Here is a 22,425-nt window from a genome sequence, read left to right on the forward strand (position 1 = left end):
CCGGAGGGAAGGGGCGTCAGCCCTTTGAGGCTTCTTTCAAAAAGCGGCAGTAATCCTCAAGGGCCTCCTCTAAGGGGGTGAACTCGTGAGGATACCCGGCCCTTCGTAGGTTGGAGAGGTCCGCTTCCGTATGGTTTTGATACTTGCCCCTAAGGGCCTCTGGAAAGTCCACATAAGTTATTTCCCCGTATCCCAGCGCTTTTATTATCCCGTTGGCGACTTGGTTAAAGCTTTTTGGCGCGCCGGTGCCGCAGTTGTAGATGCCGCTGGGTCCTTGGTTGGCCCAAAACCACAGGTTGACCTTCACCACGTCCTTTACGTACACGAAGTCCCTCCGTTGCTCTCCGTCGACGTACCCATCGGTCCCTTTGAAGAGCCTTGCCTTGCCGGTGGCGGTGATCTGATTGTAGAAGTGGTAGGCCACCGATGCCATGTTGCCCTTGTGGAACTCGTTGGGGCCGAACACGTTAAAATACCTGAGCCCTACCACCGGACTGGATGCGGCCTTAATCTGTTTTCTTACGTGATTGTCGAACACCAGCTTGGACAAACCGTATGGGTTGAGAGGCCGTTCACATCCCGGCTCCTCGCTGAAACCCAGGTCTCCATTGCCGTATACCGCGGCGCTGGAGGCGTATATGAACGGAACCTTATTCTCCAGACAGAAGTTGAGTAGGTCTACGCTGTAGGACGTGTTGTTGTCCATCATGTAGTCCCCATCCATCTCCATGGTGTTAGAGCAGGCCCCTTGATGGAAGACCCCTTGAACGTCCACGCCGTTGAACCTGCCGGACGAAAGCAATTGGCGGAACCGGTCCTTGTGCAGGTAGTCGGTGAACCTGAGGCCTGTCAGGTTCTTGTATTTCTCTGACCTTGCCAGACGGTCCACAACCAGGATGTCGTCCAATCCCATGTCGTTAAGGCCCTTTATCAGGTTGCTGCCGATGAACCCGGCGCCGCCGGTTACTATTATCACGTTGAGTCACTCCCTAAGGTTTGGTCCCTGGCAGTACATGACGGCCATGCAACATAAAAACATATAGACCCTTACGAGACGCGGGTGCTTGTGTGCCTTGCAAGAGGCCCTTTTGTTAACGTGTCGATGTTTTCTATGGGGTTGCGCTTCTTTTGGTATTATAGCCCATGTTAACGGTGCCACCCGCATTTGATGGAAGGAATGGTTCGTACGATGATCGACAGTGTTTTAGAACAGCTCAACGCCACGGCCGGGGAGCTTCACCGCTGGGCTACCAGCGAGGGGGTTAAGAGGCTTGAAGAGGCGGCGGACCTCATCGCCGGGGCGCTTCTCAAGGGGGGCAAGCTGTTGCTTTGCGGCAACGGCGGAAGCGCCGCGGACTGCCAGCATGTGGCGGCGGAGTTCGTCTGCAGGCTCTCCGCCTCCCGCCCAAGGGGGCCCATGGCCGCCCTTGCCCTTACAACCGACACATCCTTCATAACCGCCTGTTCCAACGACTACTCCTTCGACTTGGTCTTCGCAAGGCAGGTGAGGGGGCTGGGCAGGCCTGGGGATGTGCTGATGGCCATAAGCACCAGCGGGTCCTCCAGGAACGTGGTGTTGGCGGCGGAGGAGGCCAAGAAGATTGGGATCCCAGTGGTGTCCCTCACGGGCCCTGGAGGACAGCTGCCACGGATCGCCGATGTGGCCATCATGGTCGACTCCTCGGATACGGCGGTTATACAAAACGTGCATCTTGCGCTGGAGCATGCCCTTTGCCGCATGGTGGAGGAGATGGTGGTCCAGGGAGGTTTTTTCGATGAGCCAAGGGCTTAAGGAACTCCTGTCCCGCTGTTCCCGAAGAAGGGTTTTCGTGATAGGCGACATGATGCTGGACCGGGTGATAAGGGGAGAGGTGGAGCGGATCTCCCCGGAGGCCCCGGTCCCGGTGGTGCGTTACAGGGATGAAGAGTTCCTTCTTGGCGGGGCCTGCAACGTGGCCCATAACATGGCAAGGCTGGGCTGCCTGGTTACGGTGTTAGGGCTTTTGGGGAAGGACCCCCATGGGGATGAGCTTTTAAGGATATTGGGTGAGAAGGGCATCGGCTTTGCGGGTTTTCGCGGCGCAAGGCCCACCACCACGAAAACCAGGGTCGTGGCAAGCCGCCATCAGCTCCTGAGGGTGGACAGGGAGGAAGCTAGATGGCTTTCAGAGGCCGAAGAAAAAGGGCTTTTAGATGCGCTGGAGGGCGAGGTCTTAAGGGAAGCCCCGTCGGTGGTGGTGTTGTCCGATTACGCCAAGGGGGTTTGCTCCCCCGGGCTTTGTCAAAAGGTCATATCCCGTTTCTCCTCCCTGGGAGTTCCCGTGTTGGTGGACCCCAAGGGGTCCGATTGGGAGAGGTACCGCGGGGCCTTCATGGTGACCCCGAATCTCAGGGAGCTGGGCATGGCTTTAGGCAAGGCGCTCCCAAACGAGGACATGGCCGCTGAGGCCGCCGCCAGGGAGTTGATGGAGCGCTTTGATTTGAAACATGTCATGGTCACCAGGTCCGAGATGGGGCTTTCCCTGTTCGGAGGCGGCATCACTCTGCACGAGCGTTCCTGCGCCAGGGAGGTTTACGATGTAACCGGCGCTGGAGACACGGTGGTGGCAGTCTTTGCGGCCCTTTTGGGGGCCGGTGCGGAGGTCTCTAGAGGGGCCCATTGGGCCAACCGGGCGGCGGGGTACGTGGTGGGCAAGGAGGGCACCTACGCCATAGGAGCCGCTGAGCTCCTGTCCCTTTCCCATGGCGCGGAGGATAGCAAGCTGGTGGAGTCCTTCGAGGAAGCGGCGGCGGTGGTTGAGAAGTGGCGTAAGTCGGGGGAGACCGTGGTGTTCACCAACGGATGCTTCGACATACTCCACTTAGGGCACGTCCGTTGCCTTCGGGCCGCCAAGGCCATGGGGGACCGTTTGGTTGTGGGGCTTAACTCCGATGATTCGGTAAGGCGCCTTAAGGGATCCGAGAGGCCGTTGAACCCTCAGTGGATGAGGGGTGAGGTTTTGGCTTCCCTTGAGGCGGTGGACCTGGTGGTGATCTTCCACCAGGACACCCCCCTTGAGCTCATAAAGGCGCTGCGCCCCCACGTGCTGGTCAAGGGAGGCGACTACCGGGAGGACCAGATAGTGGGAGCCCGTGAGGTAAGGTCCTGGGGAGGCCGGGTTGAGGTGGTGCCCCTTCTGGAGGGGGTAAGCACCACTGGGATAATAGGAAAGGCAAGGGGAGATGTTGACAATGGATAAGCCCCTTCCAGTGCCGCAAGATGGAGAGCGGATGCTCTTCGTCCGTTTCAGCTCCCTGGGGGATGTGGTGCTTGCCATGAAGGAGGCGAAGGCCCTTAAGGACCGTTTCCCGGGAATTGAGCTTTGGTGGCTTTGCTGTGATGAGTATTCGGAGCTTGTGACGTCACAGCCCTATGTGGATGGAGTGGTGGGCTGGGACAGGAGCGAAGGCCGAATGAGCGTTTTCAAACTCATAGACCGGATAAAGGGCATGAAATTCCGATGGCTTTTCAGCTGCCAAGACAACGACAGGACCGCCCTTGTGTCGCTGCTCTCGCGCATACCGTTCCGTATAGGCGGACATCGTCTATTCGGTTTCGCGTTCCATGCCTCCCAAGAGGAGGCTTGGGAAGTGTGGGGCGGAAAGACGAGGCCTGCTAAGTCGCTCTACGGGGATCCCAAGCGGTCAGAGGCCCTTCGTTCGATCCTTGGGGATCGAAGGGTGGTGATGTGTATACTGGGCACCAGCAAGCCCTACAAGAACTGGCTGGTGGATCACTGGATCCTCATGCTGTCTAAGCTGCCACATGGATTGACGGCGGTTCTCACCGGCAGCGGCCCGGAAGAGACCCGAATGGCCAATCTCGTAGAGGAGGCAGTGGGCCCCCAAAGGGTCATCAACCTGGCGGATCGTTTGGACCTTATGGACCTGATAGCCCTTTCGGAGATGTCTTCCTGTGCGGTGGGAGGGGATACGGGTCCGCTGCACATGGCACGGGAGGCGGGGATTCCTTGCGTTGGGCTCTTCGCCATAAAGGACCCTGCACAGTGCTCCCATGAAGGACCCAACTTAACGTCCGTTATATCCCCCTTGGCGGTGGACGACTATGAGCCCCTTAAGGTGGACCCAGACCAGCAGAGGGTCATGAGGGCCATTGACCCCGATGTGGTGCTGTCCCTTACGGTTAAGGCTGCTCTTAGAGAGTAGGGTTTAAAAGCGCCCTGAGGCTGAAACTGGGCGTTCCAGCCCCAGGGCGCATCACTATGGGGTTGGGGTTGCGTCACCTCCCCCCGCAAAGGCCGCAAAGGACCTCCGCGAGGGCGTCCAGCGTCCGGCGCACCAGGTGCTCCCGGGCCTGGTTGCCCATGTGGCCTATCCTGAAGACCTTCCCCGCCAAGGGGCCGTAGCTGCCTCCTAAGACCACTCCCATGGCCCTAAGGCGCTGGTCCATCTCCCGCCAGGTTATGCCGTCGGGCACCACTGCGGCGGTGACCGTGGGGGAGCAGTACTCCCGGCGCTCCGGGAATATCTCCAACCCCATCTCCAAAAGCCCCTCCACGCAGAGGGCGGAGCACCTGCGGTGCCTTGATATGACCTCCTCAAGCCCCTCCGCCTCGATGAGCTCCAGGGAGGCCCCAAGGGCCTTAAGTGCCCGCCAGTTGTGGGTGTAGGGGAAGCTCCCCGCCTCCGGGGCGGAGAGGAACGGAAGCAACGCGTCATACCCCTGGTAGTTCCTCTGTCGGATCGCCTTGGCGGCCCTTGGGCTCACGGTGGTTACGCAGAGGTCCGGCGGCAGGGACAGGCACTTCTGGCTTCCCAAAAGGCCTATGTCGATGCCGCTTCCGTCCACGTCAAGCCAGGCTCCGAAGGCGCTGGAGACGAAGTCCGCGCAGAACAGCGCGTCCACCTCCCGGGCTATCTCCCCAAGGGGTTCAAGGGGGGATATGGTGCCGCTGGGGGTTTCGCAGTGCACCGCGGTTATCATCTTGGGCCGAAATCTCAGCGCCCTGTCCCGCACCCTGTCCGGGTCCGGGACGGAGTTGAAGGGGAACTCCAGCAGCTCCACCTCAAGCCCCAGGGCCCTTCCCATCTGGGCGAAGCCGCTGCCGAAGACCCCCGAGGACACCGCAAGCAACCGGTCCCCTGGAGCCATGACGCTGTTCAACGCCCCCCACAGGGCCAGCATGCCCTCCCCGCTCTGGAGGGCCACGGTGCCGCCTACGTTAAGCAGCCTGCCTATGCGGCAGGCGCAGTGCCTGTAAAGGGAAGCGAAATCCTCCTCCAGGTCGGGGCTCCCTACGTCCTCCCCGTAGCATCGCAAAACCTCTTCGGGACAACGCACCGGGCCAGGGACCATGCCCACCGGATACCTCTCCATGGGAACACCTCCAATCGCGGATCTTTCCAAACGCCATTTTAATGGCTCCACGCCCCCATTACAGCCACAACCGCTTAGGCCAAGGGCCCTTATCTGTGTCCGTGGCCGGTTCATCCGGTCCAAACCACGGCGGGAGATTAGATGCCGTAAAGGTAAAGCCCCAAACTCCTAGCTGGGTTACTCGGGCTTCTTGAAGTGCACACGGAACCATTTGGAGGTTTCCTTGGGCAGCACCCGGTAGCCCTTGCGCTCCTTGGTCATCCATATGAAGTAGTCCTGGGAGAAGGACTCCTGCAGCGCCCTTATCCCCTTGTCCCGGTTCTCCTTTATCAGGGCGTAGGAGTCCTTGAGGGTCCTGTCCTCGTCGTTGTCCCACCTGAAAGCCGCCAGGGCGTAGCAGAAGCTCTTGGGCTCCCCCCCGAATGGGGCGAACTGGGGGATCAAGAGCGAGTTGTCGGTCCAGTCGTAGACCCCCAGCCCCCTGCCTGGGGTTAAGAGGACCTTGGGGATCCCGTACATTCGAACCCTTGGAACCCTTAATAGGTCCGGATCCAGGGGGGTGAGGTCCATCATTATCTCCCCCGCCCGCTGGAAGCCTATGGGGCGTCCGGTTTCGGTGTTCAATGGCGATGTGTCCATGCGCCCTATCCGGGCCGCCAACGTCATGAACTCCTTCTTGCGGTTAACGCCGTCCCGGAGCTCCCCTTTGAGGGCCGGCACCCCCTTGCCCTTGAACTTGCGCCGGAACATCTCCACCCGGGTGGCCCAGCGGTGCTCCTCGTTCCTTAAGTGCACCTCCAGGTTGGCGAGGAACTTGGTCCTGTCGTGGAGCCCCAAGATCTTCTGAAGCTCCCCTTCCCCAAACTCCGGCAGCTCCTTCTCCGCTCTGCTGAGGCACCCCATGAGGTCCCTCTCCGCTATCTCGTACCTCTTGTTCTGCTCTATGTAGCCCTCCAGCTCGCTGCCCTGGGCCTCCCTGATGCGGCGGGTCCTCATCTGGAACTCCGTGTGGATCCTAAGGTACGACTCCAGGTTCGAGAGGATATCCTGAACCTCATCGCAGGTGACGAAGCTGCAGCGGCACAGCACCATGGACACCGCCATCCTGCGCCGGCTCTCCGTGGCGGCCAGATCCTCCCCGAACCGGCGGATCTTCTCCTCCAGGCTGCACCCCCCCTGGGGGCCCTCGTAGGGCCTGTCAAACAAAAGGGCGTAGGTCTCGGCGATGAAGTCGGTCATCCTCATGTACTGGTATATGTCCAGGCGGGAGGATGCCTCGAGTTCCTGGGCGAAATGGGGGTTCTCCTCGGTTATCCCCTCCCCAAGGTGGCCGAAGTCTATTACCAGCCTCTCCTCGGGGGAGAAGGAGAGCCTCTCGGGTGGCTCCTTGGAGGCGTCTATCTTGGCCTCCACTATACCCCAGGCGAGGTCCACGTAAAGGCTTGAGGCCCGCTGCCAAAGGGTCCTGTAGGCCTTCCGGTCCTGTGGATCCTCCGAGGCCCCAAGAGAGGACATCTCAGGCCCCATGGCCTTGAGCTCCGCCGCGGGATCCACCACCCCTTGGTTTCCCTTGTAAACCTCCAGAAGATACTTTAACGGCTCGTAGGACACCTCAAATCCCCCTCTTAAAAGATACCCTAATATTGTCGGACCTTCTGGGCCTGGGACTTTAGGCTTATAATAGCATATCTTAATCGGAATTTTTGATCCATACGGAGGTGCATATGGGTTGAGTTTCTTTCATTTTCATTTCGGCCCCTTCCGGGGGTTCAAGAGGCGGGAGTGGATCCCCGGCGATGGGGACAACCAGTGGAATCCCCTGGAGGAGGTCTTAAGATCCCGCCCCACAGGGCCCATCAACCCCATGGGATGGGTGTTAGCCGCTGGGCTGGTCGGAGCTATTGTGCTCCTGCTGGTCATGCCGTGGTTTTTCACGGAGCTTTGGTGGTTCAGGTCCATAGGCCTTGAGGGGGTCTTCGTAAGGCGCGTGCTGGCGAGGGCTGGGATGTTCCTGCTGGGCTTTTTAGCCGCTGGGGCCGTGCTTATGAGGTCCCTGGGCGGGGCCGCTTCGCCGGCCCTTCGGGCGGGGGCGCTGTTGGGGGCCCTGTTCAAGGGGCTGCAGCTTTCGTCCATGTGGCTTACGGTCCTATCGGGGGTCTTTATGGCTCCATTGGGGGTCAAGGACCCCCTGTTCGGTTTGGACGCGGGGTTTTACTTGTTCGCCATGCCGGCGTTGGAGGGGCTTTTAAGGTGGCTTTGGGGCCTTTGGGTTTTTTCGGTCCTAGCGGCGGTGGCGTCGGCGAGGCTTGAAGGGGGGCTTTCTTCCCTTTATTCGAGGCTGCTGTCCCTTAGGTGGCTGCCGTCATTTGGGCTCTTGCTTTGGGCCGCCTCGGTGGCGCTGGAGGCCCTGTCCCTTGTATGGGCGCCGGGCAGGGTGGTGTACGGCGCGTCCTTCGCGGACGCGAAGGTGAAGCTGCCCCTCATGCTGCTGCAGTGTGCGGTCCTGGCCGCCATTTCCTTCGCCCTGGCCCTGGGGCGTATCAAGCTATCGGCGAAGCTTGCCAAGACCCTGCTGGCCCTTTTGGCGGGGCTTTGGTTCATCCGGGGGTTTTTGCCCGGGGTGGTGCATCAGCTGGTGGTGCGCCCAAACGAGTTTCAGATGGAGAGGCCCTACATAGCCGCCCACGTGGACATGACCCTCAAGGCCTATGGGCTGCAGGGTGTAAGGACCGTCCCGGTGGATCCCGCCCCCAGGGTTGCCCCGGAGGACCTCTCGGAGCGCCAGATGAAGAACATAAGGCTTTGGGACTACGAGCCCCTGCTCACCGCCTACAAACAGCTACAGGAGATAAGGTCTTACTACGAGTTTCTAGGCGCCGATGTGGACCGTTACCCCTCCGATGACGGGAGGCTGCGGCAGGTGATGCTGGCGGTACGGGAGCTGGATCACCGGAAGCTCCAAAGCCAGACATGGGTCAACCGCCACCTGGAGTTCACCCATGGCTACGGTCTGGTGATGAACTACGTCAACCAGGTGGCCCCCGGCGGCATGCCGGAGCTGGTGATCAAGGACATCCCTCCCACAGGGGGGCCGGTGGAGCTCAAGACCCCCGCCATTTACTACGGGGAGATGGATTACCCCTATGCCCTGGTAAAGACCAAGGTCCGGGAGTTCGACTATCCCAGCGGAGACTCCAACGTGAGGACCACATACTCCGGCAACGGGGGGGTTAGTGTGGGCTCCTGGGTCAGGCGGCTCGCCTTCGCCCTTAGGTTCATGGATCTGGACCTACTCTTCACCAGGGCCTTGACTGATGATAGCAAGATTATGTTTAATAGGAACATAATTGCCATGGCAAGCCGCGTGGCCCCCTTTCTGGTGTACGATTCGGACCCGTACCCGGTGATCCATGGGGGAAGGGTGGTTTGGATGTTGGACGGGTACGTGGTAAGCCGGCACTTCCCATACTCAAGGCCCATGGAGGCCAGCCTTGGGGGTGGGGGTGTGAGGCTTAACTACGTGCGGAACAGCGTGAAGGTCACGGTGGACGCCTTTGACGGGCAGATCCGTTTTTACGGCGCCGACGACCCGGCGTTGCGGCCCTACCGGAGGATTTTCCCTGGCCTTTTCCGCCCCCTTTCGGAGATGCCGAAGGACCTCAAGGGGCACATGAGGTACCCGAAGGACCTTTTCGCCTTGCAGGCCGGGGCCTTCCGGCTTTATCACATGAGGGACCCCAACACCTTCTACAACCGGGAGGACCTTTGGCAGATATCTCCCCCTGAGTCCCGGCGGCCCATAAGGCCCAACTACGTGACCATGGACATGGGGGATCCGGCGGGAGAGGAGTTCGTCCTCATGGTGCCCTTCATGCCCGTGGGGAGGAACAACCTGGTGGGGTGGATGGCCGCCCGGTGCGACGGCAGCCATTACGGTGAGCTGGTGGTGTACAAGTACCCCAAGCGGAACCTGGTTTTCGGCCCCACACAGGTGGAGGCTTTGATCGACCAGAACCCGGAGATATCCGCCCAACTGTCCCTGTGGAGCCAGAGGGGCTCCGACGTGATAAGGGGTGATCTGTTGGTGCTGCCCATGGGAAGGTCGATCCTCTACGTTCAGCCCCTGTACCTCAAGGCGGAGCGGGGGGAGCTGCCGGAGCTTAAGCGGGTGGTGCTCTCCTCCGGGGGCCGGGTGGTTTGGGGTGAGACCCTGGAGGAGGCCTTGGGGCGCCTTTTGGGGGGCGGATCCGCGGCGTTGGTTGAGAAGCCCGAAAGGGCGCCTGAGTCCCTAGGGGGTGCGGTGAAGGAGGTCATTGCCAACGCCCAGGAGGCCTTGAAGAGGGTCCAGGGGGCCTTTAAGAGGGCCCGGTTGGCCTTGGAGGACTCCAGGGAGGCCCTTAAAAGGTACGATTTCGCCGATTACGGAAGGGCCATGAGGGATTTGGAGGAGGCGTTTGAGGAGATGTCCAGGTATTTGTCCGGTGGTGATGGTCCCTGAGGTGCGCCGGCTCTCAGATCATGGGAGCTCGAAGATTCCAGGAGGATGCCTTCGGATTTGGTGAGGGGCCCAACCTTTACGGGGCCGTGGCGGACGGCATGGGGGGCATGCTCATGGGGGCGGAGGCTTCCAGGATAGCGGTGGAGGCCGCCATGGGGGCCCTTCGGAGCGGCGAAAGCCCTCTTCAGGCGGTGATGCGGGCCCAGAAGGAAGTTCAGATTTGGGCAAAGGGGCTTGGGATCCTGGGCCTTACGGGCACCACCCTTTCGGTGGCCGCCGTGGACTCCTCCCTGGGGCTTCTGGACTGGGCCTCTGTGGGGGACAGCCGGGTATACCTCTACCGAAAGGGCAGGCTGGAGCTGCTCTCAAGGGACCACACGGTGGCGGAGGCGGTCCGGGTCTTAGGGGGGGATCCAGGGGCTTTGGGGCCCCAGGGGGATTTCATAACCAGCTTCATAGGCATAGAGGATCTGTCGGAGGTCTCCCGGCCCGATAAACCGGTTAAACTTGACGAAGGCGACGCGGTGCTGTTGGTGTCCGACGGGGTCTACCGGGCGTTGTCGCCCGCGGAGATGGCGGAGCTTATGACCGGAGATGACCCGGCCTCCGCCATCCTGTGGGCGGTGTCGTCCAAGCAGGTCAAGGGGCAGGACAACGCAACTGTGGTGGTGCTGGCCCTGTGAGACCCAATCGGAGACCGAAGGACGTTGAGAGTGGGGGTGCTTCGCAGGTGGCCCATAGAATGGACATAAGGCTTCCTTCCGGCTCGGTGCTCATGGACCGTTACCGGGTGGGCACCCTTTTGGGCCGTGGGGGCTTCGGCATGACCTACATAGCCTGGGACCGGGTGTTGGAGCTCAAGCTGGCGGTGAAGGAGTACTTCCCCATGGGGCTCGCCTTCCGGGCCCCGGACGGTTCGGTGTACTGTCCCCCCGGCGAGGAGGAGACCTTCGAGGAGGGGCTTGAGCGGTTCCTGGAGGAGGCCAGGACCCTTGCGAGGCTGGACCGCATAGACGGGGTGGTGTCCGTCCGGGACTACTTCAAGGCCAATGGAACCGCCTACATGGTCATGAACTACGTGGAGGGCAAGACCCTGAAGGACTACCTGGAAGAGCGTGGGGGGAAGATGGACTTCGAAGAGGCGGTGGACCTGCTGCTTCCCCTGATGGAGGCCCTCCACAGGGTCCATCGGGAGGGGTGCCTGCACCGGGACGTGAGCCCCGACAACATCCTGGTGTCCCCCGACGGCCGCTGCACCCTGATAGACTTCGGCGCCGCCCGGGGGAGCTTCCGGAGCACCGTCAGCGTATCCGCGGTCTTGAAGCCCGGGTACGCCCCGGAGGAGCAGTACCGAGGAGGAGCGGACCAGGGGCCCTGGACCGACGTCTACGCCATGGGGGCCACCCTTTACCGGTGCGTGGCCGGCTTCCCGCCCCCGGACCCCATGGAGCGCCTCAAGGGCCGAAGGCTCCAGGTTCCCAAGGGGGTGCCCAGGGGGGCCTTCAGGGCCATAGAAAAGGCCTTGGAGGTGAACCGGGAGGAGCGGTTCCAGGACATGATGTCCTTAGTCGAAGCCCTTCACCCCCACTTGGGGATCGGGATCCCGGTGAACATGAGGACTATTAGCGTGGCGCTGCTCTTGGGGCTGTTCTTCGCCCTTGGGGCGGTGACCGCGGTGGGCAGCCGCCTTAGGAGCCTTGGGGTGCCCTCCTTGAGGGATGTGGTCCGATTCGCCTCCCCTACGGACGGCAACGGCGCGTCCAAGAAGGGGGAGGGGGTTTTTCAGGATAGGGAGGCGGCTTCGCCTTCCAATGCCAACGTAGCCATTGGCGCCTCCAATGACCTGTCCGGCTCTTCCAGCAAAGCCCAGGAGAGCCCTTCGGCCCTTGCGGAGGCCCGGGGGATGTTGAACCGGGGGGATTTCGAGGGGGCCTTGCGCCTTGCGGAGGAGGCCCAGCGGGTGAGCCGGGACAAGCGGGGGGCTCTTCTGGTGGGGGCAAGGGCCGCCATGGGGCTTGGCAGGATCGACCTCGCAAGATCCAAGCTGGAGGCCCTGATGGCGCTGGATCCCCTGTACCCCGGCGCCTCTGACCTGGCGGAACAGCTTAAGTTGAAGCTGACAAACTAGATCTTAAGGAGGACTGATGGAGTTGTTTCCCTCTGGTTCAATCGTCATGAGGCGGATAAGGCTTGCGGCCCTTGGGGCCTGGGGCTTGGCGTTTCTCTACTTCCCCGGAGCGGCCTTCGGGGACTTCCGGGGGTATCTTCCCGCCATACCGGCCCTTCCAGGTGCGGTCAACCGGCTGGTGTTCGTGGCCCCCGAGGAAGGGAAGTACGTGCTCTACTGCACCTCTGGGCTTGGGACCTTGGGGGCTAGGGGGGTGAGGGGTGAGGCCCTGGAGATAACCGCCTCCAAGGGGGAGACGTTGGAGGTTTGGTACTGCTACGAGGGGGATGTGCCAGACGGGGTGCTGGAGGAGGCGGTGATAGCCGAGCGGTCCGGCGCGGAGGCCTTCAAGGCCCCCTTCCAGCTCGGCATGCGCCCCGCGGCCAGGAGGATCGAGGTGCCCCTGGCGATCAAGGGGCTCCCCCGGCTCGTAAGGGTTGAAGTGGCGGACCAGCTTCATCCATCCCTGGACGTCAAGGGGGCCTTGAAGTTTCAAGGGGGCTCCATAAACCTGACGGGCTTCGTGGAGCATCTCGGAAAGTCCTATCCCCTGGATCCCGAAGGGTGGGCGGTGCTGCCTCCCGACGCGGTTTCCGGGGACGTAACGGTGCTCTGCGGCCTGGTATCCCGGAACGTGGGAGGGGCCTTGACGCCGGTTCAGTTCCGCCTGAACCTCAAGGAGGCGGACCTGCCCGCCGACTGGGCCTTCCTATATTCCCTGGCGGGACGGTTCGATGACCGGTCCTTGGGTTTTGCGCTTACCATGCTGCCCAAGGGGGCCATGGAGGCGGGGGAGGCCCTGGGCTTAAGGGCCAAAGCGTCGGGGCAGGGGCTCCTGGCCCTGGGGGAGCTCTTTAGGGGCTCGGAGGCCGCCAAGGCCTTCCTCCGGGGCTACCTCAAGGGGGCTGACATGGCCATGGTGGCGGTTGGCCCCGGTGCCAGCGTGCGGGTGAGCTCCCCCGCCGGGGCCTCCATGACTTGGCAGGAGGCCAGGGGCAACGGCTGGACCTACGTGCTATTCCCAAGGAAGGGTCGGGTGCTGCTGGCCCTCAACGGAGACGGGACTTCCCCGGTGGAGATAGCTAAGGTGCTTAAGGAGGGGGAGGTGAGGCGTTCCTATCCGGAGGGGAACTGGAGCCGGAACGTTGAGGTCATAGGAGACAGGCTCAACCCGTCGGCGGGAAACTAAAGGGGGCCGGCCCCCTTTAAGGGGCGCTGAACCCTACGGGCGCTGGGCTTAAACCCTGGAGGGGGGATGTGCGGTGTCCTTGGAGTCGGTCCTGCTGCTTTTCGACTTTAACCACCCGGTGTGGGATTTCTCCACCGTTGAGATGGCGGGGGAGGACCCTTCTTTTCTCATGGAGCTGGTACAATGCGGCCTTGTGGAGGAGCGGGATGGGTGCTTTGTGCTCACCGAATCGGGGGTTCGGGAGTTCGAAACCCTTCGGGATCAGTGTTTCCTGGACAGCCCCCCGGGGCTTCCCCCTTCTGATCCCCCGTTGTGGCTTCGGCGCAACCGGCTGGAGATGGCCTTTAAGGGGGCCTTCGCCGGGAGGTGGGGCAACAAGAGAACCCATCCTGGGGTGAAGCTGTCATTCCTCGCCCCCCCTATGGAGGCGGTGTTTGAGGGACCCCGCTTCACTGGGTGGCGCGTTTCAGGTAAGACGGCCCATGGCGTCCTTGAGCTTGACCTTTTGCTCCTGTTCGACTACGACTTCTCCTGCTACATGGGCTCACCCAGGCACCCGGAGGACCACGAGGGGGTCTTAAACGCGGACCGGGTGCTCATGGTGATGGCGGATGAGCTGGATTTGCGGATGTCCATTGCAAGGCTTGGGGATGCTCACCGGTGGCTTTGGGACCGTAGGCGGGTCTTCGGAAGCTCCTTCGACCTGGACTGTCAGGGGCAGGATTCCGTCACCTGGTGGGCCTGGGTCGCCCAGGAGGAGGGCCATGCCCTGGAGCTGCACCGCCGCCTTGAGCCCTTTGGCGAGGCCCTCTGCGGGCCCTCTAAACCCCTGGACCTTTGGGTCTTGAGCCTGGAGGCGTTGGCGGGGGCCCCCAGGGATGAGACCTTCTACGACCTCTTCCACCAGGTGGGGCACCGGGTCTTCGCCTCCGGCGCGGTGGGATGAAGGGCCGCCCGGTCTGTGGGGCCGCTGGCGCCTTGGGGCCCAAAAACTATAAAAAACTCAAAAAGGGGGGCCATGTGACCCCCCTTTCGAGTATAAGACAGGATCCCCCTCAGTCCCCCAGGATCTCCATGAGCTTCCCTATGGCCCACTGGTCGAGCTCCGATGGTTCGTCTGGCCTTGGGCCGCCGTAGGTCAGCAGATTCCTTATGAGGTCCGACTTCTCCTTGGGGAGGTGGTTCAGCATCTCATCGAGCTCCTCGGTCTCGTCCTCGTCCAGCCGGCCGGTGAGGCGGCCTATGACCAGGGCTGGCAGGTACAGGTAGAAGAGCCGGTCGTCGGACTCGGTCCAGGGCCCCTCCAGATAGGCGGCCTCGTGGAATATCTGGTCGTATTGGAAGTCCTCGTCCTCGTCCTCGTCGGGCAGGGCCTCCAGCCCCAGTATCACGAAGGGCAGATCCGGGGACAGGGAGAAGGCGTCCAGCACCGCCTCCCATATCTCCCCCTCCGGGGCGTCCTTCTCGATCAGGGCTATGGCCCTTCCGTGGGCCCCCGCCGGGCTGTCTAGGGAGTCCTGGTCGTAGGTCTCAAGGATGGAGGAGAAGTCCTTCTTGTCCAGGAGGGCCCTGTAGAGCAGGAGCCGAGCGGGGAAGATCTCCTCGTCGGCATCGAACTCCATGAGCTTCCTGGCGTAGGCCTCGGCGTCGTCAAACCTCCCCAGGGCGTGGGAGGCGGAGGACAGGTGCATGAGCGCCTCCCCGTAGGTCTGAACCAATGTCCGCTCGTCGTAGAGCCCCTTGGGCTCCTCCCCGCCGAGGCGGCGCACCGTCTCCGCAAGGGCCTCCCGCAGGTCCCCGATGCTTCTTAGGGCCTCTTCCTCGTCCTTCAAGGTCCAAAGGGCCACCTTGGCAGCGGGGTTTGATGGGTCCTCCTTCAGCAGCGCCTTCGCCGCCCGCTGTATCTCCTCTTCGTCGGAGGCCTCGTAGAGCCTCTCGAGCAGTTCCTCTATCTTGTCGCCGTTAAACGCCATGTTGAAGTCCCCCTTTAAGGTCTAGGTGGGAGCATTATAGCCTAACGGGCTCCTCCTGGCACCTAAGCAGCAGGTCCCGGATGGCATCCAGGAGGGACGGATCGAAAAGACGGCCCTTGTCCCTTGCCATGAGGCTCCAGGCTGCGCCGGCCTCCATGGCGCCGCCGTCCGGGTTTGTCAGGGACTCGTAACGGTCAAGGACCTGGAACACCCTGACCGGCAGGGGGATGTCGGCGCCCTTAAGGCGCTGGGGATAACCGCTTCCGTCCCACCGCTCGTGGTGGGACAGTATGAGATCCGCCGCGGGCAACAGCTCCGGTATGCTCTTGGCTATCCGGTATCCCGTGATGGGGTGGTCCTGGTCCGTCTCCAATGCGTCCTCGTCCACCGGGGGCTCCCGGTTTATCAGGTCCTTGGAGGAGACTATGCCTATGTCGTGGTAGGCGCACAGGAGCTTGAGGGCCTTGCTGTCCTCCTCCCCCATGCCAAGCTGTCTGTCCAGCATCTCGCATAGGTCCGAAAGGCGCTTGATGTGGAGCCCCATGTGCCCCCCGAAGGCCCGGTGCAGCTTCTCCTCCAGGTGGGCCAGGATCCTGAGCCTCGCCCTTCGGCCCTCCTTCATCTTCATCTTGTACATGAGGTCCTCGGCGGGCTTCAGCATGGCGTCCCGCCAGTCCTCCTCCGGGTGCTCCTTCACCCCGAAGCCCAGGGATATGCTGGGCCGGACCAGCCCCTGCCCCTTCCAGGAGGAGCACATGTGATGGATCCGGTTGATCCGGTCCACAGCCTTTTCCACGCCGGTCTTGGGAAGGAGGAGTATGAACTCGTCCCCGCCCCAGCGGAATATGAGGTCCCCGGGGCGTCCGCTCTCCCGGAGTATCTTGGCTATGGTTGTGAGTAGCAGGTCCCCTTCCGGGTGGCCGAAGGCGTCGTTTGCCAGCTTAAGGCCGTTGACGTCCCCCATTATGAGGCAAAGTGGCATATGCTCCGGGTTGTCCAGCCGCTTGAGCTCCTCGTCGAAACAGCGGCGGTTGAGAAGCCCCGTTAGGGGATCGTGCATGTTGAGGAACCGTATCTGCTCCTCCGCCTCCCGCCTCTCCGATATGTCCTCCACCACGCCCACCACCCCAAGGAACGTGCCCTTAAGGGACGTCATGGGCCGGAACTGGGCCTTTATCCAGGTGGTCCTGTTGCCGGAGAAGGGGGTGTAACGGCCCTCGTACATGCCAGGGGTCCCAGACAGTGCCTGCAGGATCGCCTTCTTCATCCACGGGTCCTTGAGGTTGTCTATCACGTTGATCCCAATGAGCCGCTCCCTGGTGGTGCCCATTATCTCCAGGAAGTGATCGTTCATGTCGGTTATTATCCCGTCGTGGTCTATGTGCACTATGCCCAGGGGCGAGTGGTCGAAGATGGTGTGGTACCGCTCCTCGCTCCTCTCCAGCGTCTCCTCCGCCCGCTTTATGCGGCTTATGTCCCGGCAGGAGAGGACGAAAAGGTCCCTCTCCCCGTCGGAGGTCCTGCCCAGCAGGGCCTCGGTGGGTATCTCGGAGGGACCCTTCTTCAGGGGTATGTCCATCGGGGGGTAGGGGGGCTTGCCGGCGCCCATGAGGTTCCTAAGCCTCCCCCAGTACACCGGGGGTAGGACGTCCTTTACGTGCTGCTTTCCCTTGAGCAAAGCCCAAGCCTTTGGGGAGGACATCAAAACCCGTCCTTCCGGGTCCATCACGAAAATGTAGTCCTCGAATCCTGCCATCAGGCTAACGGCGTCCAAGCGGGCTACCCCCCTGAATGCTTGATATTCCCTACATTATCCTATGATTTTTTTATAGCCGCAACTCTTCCCCCATCGGCAGACGCCGCACATCTGGGTCTTGGGTTCGTATGGACCCAAGGCCTTTCGGGCTATGTCCAGGAGCTGGGATTCCATTTGAGCCCAGTCTGCCGATTCCACCGCTATTTTTTCGTACTTTCCGTTCAAGGGCCTTAGGCGCCAGAGGGCCATGTCCGGCTCCTGGCCGGTGATGAGCCACGCCGCCAGGCCGTAGAAGCGCATCTGGTCATGGTAGAGCTCCTGGATTGGGTTGTCCTCGTGGGTTATCTTGTAGTCCCTTATTATGGGCCCCTCCGAGGCGTGGAGGAACAGGTCCATGGAGCCCACCATGCGGAAGCGCCCCTTAACCGGCACCCGGAAGGGGACCTCCCGCTTGGCCCCCCGCCGCAGGAGGCTCCGGAACTCCTCGCCGGTGTCCGACAGGGCGAAGCCGTGAAGCCACTCCAACAGCGCGTCCTTCCAGCGGGTCTTCCTGAGGGCCATTAGCACCTCCGAGGGCATGGAGGCGGTGTCCTCCATTATCTCAACAAGGCGATCGGGGTTCCCGTCCCAGCGCCTCATGACCCAGTGGGCCAGGCTCCCCAGGTCTGACCCGCCGGGCCCCAGGTCCCCCAGCTCCTTGTCCCATCTTGGCGCCAGCCCCTGCCTGAAGGTTATCCTGTAGGCCACGGGGCAGAACCGGAAGAGGCTGTAGGAGGTGGCGGACATCTGCAGCATCGCCCCTTCCCTCGGGGGAAGCTCCAGGGGACAGGGCGCGGGTGCCTCCTCTTGGGCGGCCCCCTTGGGCCCCTCCGCGGGGCTTATGTAGATCCCCTCCCCCAGGGGCTCCAGGGCCTCCATGGCGTTCCGGGCCCAGGAGTTTGCCCTCCTTTTTGAGGGGGACGCCAGGATGAGCCGGTCCTTTGCCCTGGTGCAGGCCACGTAGAAGACCCGGAGGCTCTCCTCCTCCTGGGCCGATTTCTCAAGCAGCTGGTGGGCCTTGGATAAAACCCCTTTGCCGCCGTGGAGCTCCTTTACGAGGGAGCTGGAGGGCACCGCCCCCAGGTGCTTGGACAGGAGAAGCCTCGACTGGTTTTCCCTCTTGCGTTGGGATGGGGATAGGATCACGGCGGTTATGGGGAACTCAAGCCCCTTGGCGGCGTGAACGGTCATTATGCTTACCGCGTCGGCCTTGGACGTGCTGGGCTCTTCGATGGAGGAGCCGACCATAGCGGACTTCAGGTGCTCCGCCGCCCCTATGAGGCTGTGCCCCATGGTCCTGTGGTAGTCCAGCAGTATCTCCCTGGCCCTTCGGAGGTTGAGTGCCACCCGTTCCCGGTCTTGGGGCCGCACCTCCTCAAGCCAGCTTAGGTCCTTCAGTATGTGGTCCACCACCGCCCAGGCCCCGGCGGCCTTGGCCATGTCCGCCATCTTGGATATCCCAAGGCGCGCTGTCTCGAGGGCGGCTTCAACGCTGTCGGTCCGGATCGGGTTCTTTACGAACCGGCCCAGGAAGGGGGACCCCGCCGCCGAAAGCAGCGTGAGGTCAGACCGGTCGCCCCCTATGGCGGCCAAGAGGGCCGTGAGGTCCCGGATCTCGAAACGGTTCCCGTAATCCTTGGAACTGTGCATCACGTGGGGGATCCCAAGCTCCTGAAAGGCCCCGCTCACCCTGGGGTACTGGGTCCTGGCCGCCACCAGCACCGCGAAGTCCTCCCAGCGGCACCTCCTTAAGATGCCGCCGTCCAATACCTCAAAGCCCTGGTCCATCATCCGCAGGAACTCCATCCCAAGGATGCGGCTTGCCTTAAGCACATGCTCCTCCTGTTTCTCCTTCTTCCCTTCCGGTTCCTCCTCCGGCGCTATGAGGACCCTTGAGGGGATTTGATCTAGGTGCTCCGGATGCGTAAGGGGCTCATACCCCTCCTCTATGCCGGTGCCGATTGAGCCCCCGAAGGCGTGGGAGAAGATCCGGTTCACCGCCCCTATGACCTCCGGGGAGCTCCGCCGGGACTCCGTGAGGCTCACCACGCCTCCCAGGGGACGTGCCTCCGATATGAGCCGCTGGAACAGCCCAAGGTCCGTGTCCCGGAAGCGGTATATGGACTGCTTGAGGTCCCCCACCACGAACACCGAGGCCCCGCCCTCCGCGAAGGACTTCACCAGCTCGAACTGAAGCCAGTCGGTGTCCTGGAACTCGTCCACAAGCACGTGCCTGAAACGGCTCTTGAGGGGCTCCCGCCTCACCGCTTCCCCCGCCAGGTCTATGAGGTCCTGAAAGGACAGCTGCCCCGAAGATAGCCTGCGGCGGTTCCATGCCTCCCACCCCACGGCGCACACCCGGTTGCACAGCCCCAGCAGCTCCCCTTCGGCGGGGGCATTCCCCGCCCTTTGCCCCTCCAGCAGCTTCTTTACGCCAAGCAGGGGGGCCGATGACTTTTTAACCGCATTGCGGACCTCGCTGACCGACGGTTCCTTGGGGTTAAGCCATTGAAGATCCAATGACTTAAGCAGTTCGTCAAGGGCGTCCTTCCGCTTGCTCCTCGTGTTGTTGAATTTTTCTATGAACTTGCCGATTAAGTCCAGCATCCCATCGATGTCCGATGCGTCGGGAACCGGCACGCGTTCCGGCTCCTTGGGGTCCGCGGCTAGAAGCTCCACCGCCAGGCTTGAGGCCATCTCAAGCCACCGGCCCATGGAGGCGGCCATCTTGCTTAAGAGCTCATCAAGCCACCCCTCCCGGCCGGTGAAGCTCCAAAGGCTTTCCGGCGAGAAGCCCTCGGTTTTCGCAAGCTTGTCGGCGGCGCTCACCGCCATGTCCGCCAGCTGCTGGGCCCCCACCCGGTTCACCAGCTCCCGGACCTTTTCCGCATGGGCCTCGAAGAGATCCTTGGCCCTTAGGACCCACGGATCTGCCGCATCGCCCCCAAGGCGGCGGACGAACCACTTAGCGTCGGGCCCCTCCAGGGCCATGGCCAGCTCCCGGCGGAACTCATCGACGTGGAAGGGCGAAAGGATGGAGGGGTTGAGGGGTATCCCCAGCTCCATGGAGGACTCCCGGATCAGCCGAAGCGCGAAGGAGTGTATGGTGGATATGTATGCCTCCCCGACGCGGTTGGACATCTCCACAAGGCGCGGGTCCTTAAGCTCCTCCCCCCAGACCCTTAAGATGTGCTCTATCCGCTCCCGCATCTCCTGGGCCGCCTTCTCGGTGAAGGTGAGAACCGCCAGCTGGTCCAGCGAAAGGTCCTCTTGGCTTGCCAGCAGGTACGCCACCCTTCCGCTCAGGGTATGGGTCTTGCCGGTCCCCGCCCCGGCCTTGACGGCGGTTATCTTTGAGTCGGAGGTTATGGCCCGCCGCTGGTTGGGCGAGTAGCGGGAGCTTAAGATCCCCTCCATGGCCTCCCTATTGGTCATCCCACTCACCCCCCTCGTCTTCCTCCTCCTCAAAGTCCCACGCCTCCAGCCTGCGGCAGACGCCCCCGTAGGGACAGGTGGGGCAGACATGTTTCCTTACGTTATCGTCCGTGTGGTTGGCCCTGAACTCCCCGGTCCCAAGGGCCCTGTCGAGATCCTCCAGTGCCTTTGAGGCCCTTAAGATCACGTCCTCCGCGGAGTTCCCATCTCCAGTCCCGTCCTCATCCTGGCCGGACTTTCCCTTGTTGGAGCCCTTGGGTTGGTACAGCCCGTAGGCTTGGGCCACGCCGCCTGCGTCGAAGCGGCTCCCGCCGGAGGTCCACATGACGCCTATGCGGTTTGATTTATTGAACTTGACGGGGGCCTCCCGGGATCCCCATATCTCCCAGCGGGACCTACCCAGCATGTCCCGCAGCGACACGAACCCGAAGCCCCACAGCTCCGCCCCCCGCAGCGCCGAGGGCTCCTCCAGGGGGCCGCCCTTAAGGGCCCTGGCGTACGCCGCCAGCTGCAGCGAGTCCTCGTACCGGTGGGTGCCGCCGGTCTTGAAGTCCAGTATCACGTACCCCCTGCCCTCGGGACCTTCTATCACGTCCACCAGGTCCGCCCGGCCGGTGCCCGTGTAGTTCTCCATCTCCACCTTTGGCAGCGGCACCTCCGTGAGAGTGGCCGCGAGTCTTAACCCCTTGGCTTCAAGCTCTGACCTCCGCTCCCGAAGCCAGGATACGCCCCGGCATATCATCTGGTCCAGCTCCATCTGGTACCTCTCCCTGCCTGGCTCAAGGATGGGCCCCGCGGAGGGAAGTTTTAGCACCTCCCGCATCAGGTCCTCGTGGGATATGCCGGGGTTTGTGACGGCGATCTCCATGGCCTCGTGGGCCAGGCTGCCCATGAGGTAATGGGGAACCGGGTCCACCTCCGGCGCCCGGAGCTTCAAGATCCGCTCGCAGGCGAACCGGAATGGGCATTTGACGAAGGAGTCAATGCCGCTCAACGGCAGGCTGGGCTTAGCTTCCAGGTTCTTAATGGACACATTGACCTTGTAGGGCCCGCCAAGAGCCCTTGAGGCATCGTCCGCCGCCCTTGCGGGGAACTCTACGCCCCGTACGAAGCTTTCGGAGTGGAACAGCGACGGGGACCCGTTAAGCTCCTCCACCTTAGCCCCCATGGACAGGAGGGACTTTTCGAAGGGGGTGGGGGAGGAAGGCCTTCCGTCCCGGTCCTCCGCCCCCTGGGTCATGACGAAGGCCTCCCTGCCCGCCAGGGCCATGCGGATGAACAGGGCCTCCCTGGCCTTGCGCCTTTCGTGTAGGTCCACCAGGTGGGTGGGGGTAAGGTCCGACCGCTCAAGGAATGAGTTGTTGACCCTGTGCCTGGAGGCTTCGTCCATGAGGGGGGACTCGTTGAGCTTCCCGGGCCAGCGGGACTGGTCCGTCCCGCACAGCACGAAGAGCCCGTGTTCCGCCAGCACCGGCGGGGCGTCCCGGTATATCCGAACCGCCCCCTCCAAGGGCTGGTCCTGGGCGGTGTAGGACGAGTTCCCCCACGCCTTAAGAAACCCCATGGCGTCCCGGAGCTTAAGTGGTTCCTGGAACGCGGGCCCCAGGTTTTCTACCTCCTCCGAAAGGGAGAAGAGCTTCTTCTCCATCTCCTCTATGGCGGAGGTGACTCCCCTCACGGTCCAGTCCAGGTCATGCCGGTCCCCTACGGCCCTGGAGATCCGCTCCGGGTCCGCCAGCTTCATCACCCCAAGGGCCTCCTCAAGGAGCCTCTTCGGGGTTGCCCCCTTCAGCAACAGCTGGCCGAACTCCGCCAGCTTAAGGAGCTTGCGCTCCCACTCCTCGCCGTGCTGGGACCTTACGAAATCCCGCCATTGGTCCAGTCCCCTGGGGCGTCGGGTCATGAGGGCCTCCATGTCGAGGTCCAGCACCGACGAAACCAGCCGCATGGCGGGGAAGAACTCCCATCCCGAGTTCGCCGCCTCCCCGCAC

The 22,425-nt window shown here is 62.4% G+C and carries 14 protein-coding genes and 1 pseudogene; 8 read left to right on the forward strand and 7 right to left on the reverse strand.

Annotation, left to right across the window (positions count from 1 at the left end):
- Positions 1-16 precede the first annotated feature (16 nt).
- On the reverse strand, positions 17-976 hold the full coding sequence (rfaD, locus tag N2315_04945) for an ADP-glyceromanno-heptose 6-epimerase (GenBank protein MCX7828542.1): 960 nt from the start codon (positions 974-976) through the stop codon (positions 17-19).
- 213 nt (positions 977-1,189) lie between these two features.
- Here rfaD and N2315_04950 point away from each other — a divergent pair, with 213 nt between their 5' ends.
- Genes N2315_04950 through N2315_04960 form a run of 3 tightly spaced genes read left to right on the forward strand, consistent with a single transcriptional unit; the run spans position 1,190 to position 4,206 of the window.
- Positions 1,190-1,792: an SIS domain-containing protein gene (locus N2315_04950; GenBank protein MCX7828543.1), complete on the forward strand. Its 603-nt coding sequence runs from the start codon at positions 1,190-1,192 to the stop codon at positions 1,790-1,792.
- The gene (gene rfaE2 / locus N2315_04955) at positions 1,776-3,239 is read left to right on the forward strand and encodes a D-glycero-beta-D-manno-heptose 1-phosphate adenylyltransferase (GenBank protein ID MCX7828544.1); all 1,464 of its coding nucleotides are present in this window, start codon (positions 1,776-1,778) and stop codon (positions 3,237-3,239) included. The genes N2315_04950 and rfaE2 overlap by 17 nt, the downstream gene beginning before the upstream one ends.
- The gene (locus N2315_04960) at positions 3,232-4,206 is read left to right on the forward strand and encodes a glycosyltransferase family 9 protein (GenBank protein ID MCX7828545.1); all 975 of its coding nucleotides are present in this window, start codon (positions 3,232-3,234) and stop codon (positions 4,204-4,206) included. The genes rfaE2 and N2315_04960 overlap by 8 nt, the downstream gene beginning before the upstream one ends.
- Positions 4,207-4,279: 73 nt before the next feature.
- Here the strand turns inward: N2315_04960 and N2315_04965 are convergent, their stop codons facing one another.
- Positions 4,280-5,377 (reverse strand): aminotransferase class V-fold PLP-dependent enzyme, encoded by a 1,098-nt coding sequence (locus N2315_04965; protein ID MCX7828546.1) that lies wholly within the window; start codon positions 5,375-5,377, stop codon positions 4,280-4,282.
- Positions 5,378-5,554: 177 nt separating this feature from the next.
- Positions 5,555-6,988 (reverse strand): hypothetical protein, encoded by a 1,434-nt coding sequence (locus N2315_04970; GenBank protein ID MCX7828547.1) that lies wholly within the window; start codon positions 6,986-6,988, stop codon positions 5,555-5,557.
- A 118-nt stretch (positions 6,989-7,106) separates the two neighbouring features.
- Here N2315_04970 and N2315_04975 point away from each other — a divergent pair, with 118 nt between their 5' ends.
- The 5 genes and pseudogenes from N2315_04975 (at position 7,107) to N2315_04995 (ending at position 14,177) form a co-directional block, all read left to right on the forward strand.
- A complete protein-coding gene (locus N2315_04975) occupies positions 7,107-9,875 on the forward strand; it encodes a UPF0182 family protein (GenBank protein ID MCX7828548.1) in 2,769 nt (922 codons plus the stop codon).
- Between the two features lie 20 nt (positions 9,876-9,895).
- Positions 9,896-10,558, forward strand: coding sequence for a protein phosphatase 2C domain-containing protein (locus N2315_04980; GenBank protein MCX7828549.1), 663 nt, complete (start codon positions 9,896-9,898; stop codon positions 10,556-10,558).
- Positions 10,559-10,650: 92 nt separating this feature from the next.
- A pseudogene (locus N2315_04985) lies at positions 10,651-11,409 on the forward strand (serine/threonine protein kinase).
- A gap of 610 nt (positions 11,410-12,019) precedes the next feature.
- The gene (locus N2315_04990) at positions 12,020-13,231 is read left to right on the forward strand and encodes a hypothetical protein (GenBank protein ID MCX7828550.1); all 1,212 of its coding nucleotides are present in this window, start codon (positions 12,020-12,022) and stop codon (positions 13,229-13,231) included.
- A gap of 73 nt (positions 13,232-13,304) precedes the next feature.
- Positions 13,305-14,177 (forward strand): hypothetical protein, encoded by an 873-nt coding sequence (locus N2315_04995; GenBank protein ID MCX7828551.1) that lies wholly within the window; start codon positions 13,305-13,307, stop codon positions 14,175-14,177.
- Positions 14,178-14,286: 109 nt separating this feature from the next.
- Here the strand turns inward: N2315_04995 and N2315_05000 are convergent, their stop codons facing one another.
- From N2315_05000 to N2315_05015, 4 genes are all read right to left on the reverse strand, one after another.
- Positions 14,287-15,204, reverse strand: a complete 918-nt coding sequence (locus N2315_05000) for a hypothetical protein (GenBank protein ID MCX7828552.1) — start codon at positions 15,202-15,204, stop codon at positions 14,287-14,289.
- Between the two features lie 34 nt (positions 15,205-15,238).
- Positions 15,239-16,978: a diguanylate cyclase gene (locus N2315_05005; protein MCX7828553.1), complete on the reverse strand. Its 1,740-nt coding sequence runs from the start codon at positions 16,976-16,978 to the stop codon at positions 15,239-15,241.
- Between the two features lie 36 nt (positions 16,979-17,014).
- A complete protein-coding gene (locus N2315_05010) occupies positions 17,015-20,434 on the reverse strand; it encodes a UvrD-helicase domain-containing protein (protein MCX7828554.1) in 3,420 nt (1,139 codons plus the stop codon).
- A partial coding sequence (locus tag N2315_05015; GenBank protein MCX7828555.1) for a PD-(D/E)XK nuclease family protein occupies positions 20,424-22,425 on the reverse strand: 2,002 nt, incomplete at its 5' end. The genes N2315_05015 and N2315_05010, both read right to left, overlap by 11 nt.

The organism is Thermanaerothrix sp. (genome assembly GCA_026417795.1).
Classification (GTDB): Bacteria; Synergistota; Synergistia; order Synergistales; family Synergistaceae; genus Thermanaerovibrio.